Origin of the sequence: Halomonas marinisediminis (assembly GCF_004347715.1) — a bacterium.
Taxonomy (GTDB): domain Bacteria; phylum Pseudomonadota; class Gammaproteobacteria; order Pseudomonadales; family Halomonadaceae; genus Halomonas; species Halomonas icarae.
This window is the reverse complement of record NZ_SLTR01000211.1, coordinates 1-312: the sequence shown is the minus strand read 5'-3', so window position 1 is coordinate 312 and position 312 is coordinate 1. Positions and strand designations below refer to the sequence as shown.

General features: G+C 45.5%; 1 protein-coding gene. It reads left to right on the top strand.

The genetic code is table 11. From position 1 onward, the window contains the following. Positions 1-312, top strand: a 312-nt coding sequence (locus E0702_RS20515) for a DDE-type integrase/transposase/recombinase (protein WP_132045648.1), incomplete at both ends; no start/stop codon positions are given.

Here is a 312-nt window from a genome sequence, read left to right as displayed (position 1 = left end):
CTCGGACCCTTTCCTCAAGGATCGGGACAAGTCAAATTCCTCATAGTGGGAATAGACTACTTCACAAAGTGGATTGAGGTAGAACCCCTAGCTAACGCCACTGCTCAAAGAAGTCGAAAATTCCTATATAGAAACATCGTCACAAGGTTTGGGATTCCATACTCCATCACTACAGACAATGGTACTCAGTTCACAGATGCAGGCTTCAGAAAGCTAGCGGCCGACTTGAATATAAAACAACAATTCACCTCTGATGAACACCCCCAAGCCAATGGACAAGCTGAAGCTGCCAACAAAGTCATATTAGCCGGG